Here is a 1,465-nt window from a genome sequence, read left to right as displayed (position 1 = left end):
ATACACACCCATTCACCGGCCAGTACCATGGGCAGTGCCATACGATCAGCAATCTGTCTGACTGCTTTGTTAAAAAGCTGGATCAAGGCAGCATCAGTCACCTTCGCTTTATTGATGCCCATATAACGTCCAGTAAGACTGCTGGGTTAGCAGCCTGTACTGTGAATGGCACAGTCAGTGATATTCAGGCCGAAAATGTGCATATTACCACCTCGGGTGAATATGCAGACGCCGGCATCGGGGGGGGGGTGGTTTTAGGAACGGTAGCCAACACCACGGCGGTGAACAGCACGGTCGAAACCTCGGGTAAGAACGCAGAAGCCGCCATCGGGGGGGGGCTGGTTGAGTCAGGAGGAACGGTAGCCAACACCACGGCGGTGAACAGCACGGTCAATGGCACTCTAAAGAATTTGGGACATATCTCAGATGATCAGCTTCAGCTTCTTTGCCAAAAAGCAGACCAACGTGTGTTAACAGCCAATTGCTCTTCGAGAACTGAATGGCTGGATGCGCTGGATTTTTCGCACAGTGATGTTTGCCCGGTAAATGCCGCTACGGCGTCAACAGCTGCTACTGTCGGAATTACCACAGGTTCCCTTTTTGGTGCTGCGGCCGGGTTGGGGATTGCCGGCTATTCAACCTATCAATGGATTACCGGTTACCGGGAGGGGTTGCGTGGTCAGGCGCTGGCTATGAAACCACTGACTCGTGGTAGAGAGCTCGGAAGCGCTGCGGCCAACGCGGTATCACAGGGTATTCTGGGAATCAGAGAACGAATGAACAGGCAGAGCGTCCCTACGCAGGAACCAGCCCATGAAATAAGCCAGGTACCGACTCAGTCAGTATAGATATAACACCCAGCGGAACAATCCTGACTGACACCCATATCCAAAAACACCAAAGCTCCTACTACCAGAGGAGCTTTTTTATGTCCAGAGATGGACTGTATCCTGAAAGTGCAGGGAGCAATTTTAAGGGATGCCCGCAGAAATCTACAACTTTTTTGAACTGAGTGCTGCCTTTAACCTGAAGCCCGAACAGGCCATTCAATACTTTCAGCAGAAAGGCATTAAAGCCAGTTTCAGCTGGATGGACATGATCGGCGAGGAGCATGACGCTGCCTTTACCGTTGCCAAGATGATGGATACCGACCTGTTGTCGTACGTAGACAAACAGGTGGATAAGATGCTGGAGGCAGGGGATACCCTGGCAGACTTCAAAAGAGCCTTGATCCCCAAGTTGCAGAAAGCGGGATGGTGGGGCAAACAGGACGTGGTCGACCCATTGACCGGCAAGATCACCAAAGCGCAGCTGGGCAGCGCCTCCCGATTAGAGAACATATTCAGAACCAACCTGCAGAGCGCCTATGCCGTCGGCCAGTGGCAGAGCATCCAGGCCAACAGCCAGGCTGCCCCCTTTTTGATGTATGACGCCGTAGAAGACCACCGCACCCGACCAGAGCATC

2 protein-coding genes are annotated in these 1,465 nt (G+C 52.8%); both read left to right on the top strand.

Annotated features, from left to right (window positions below):
- Positions 1-848, top strand: an 848-nt coding sequence (locus AK963_RS33975) for a hypothetical protein (RefSeq protein WP_202969920.1), incomplete at its 5' end; no start/stop codon positions are given.
- A 130-nt stretch (positions 849-978) separates the two neighbouring features.
- A partial coding sequence (locus AK963_RS28875; RefSeq protein WP_274520567.1) for a phage head morphogenesis protein occupies positions 979-1,465 on the top strand: 487 nt, incomplete at its 3' end.

The sequence above is a fragment of the Endozoicomonas atrinae genome, from assembly GCF_001647025.1.
GTDB classification, from domain to species: Bacteria; Pseudomonadota; Gammaproteobacteria; order Pseudomonadales; family Endozoicomonadaceae; genus Endozoicomonas; species Endozoicomonas atrinae.
This window is presented reverse-complemented; position numbering and strand designations above follow the sequence as displayed.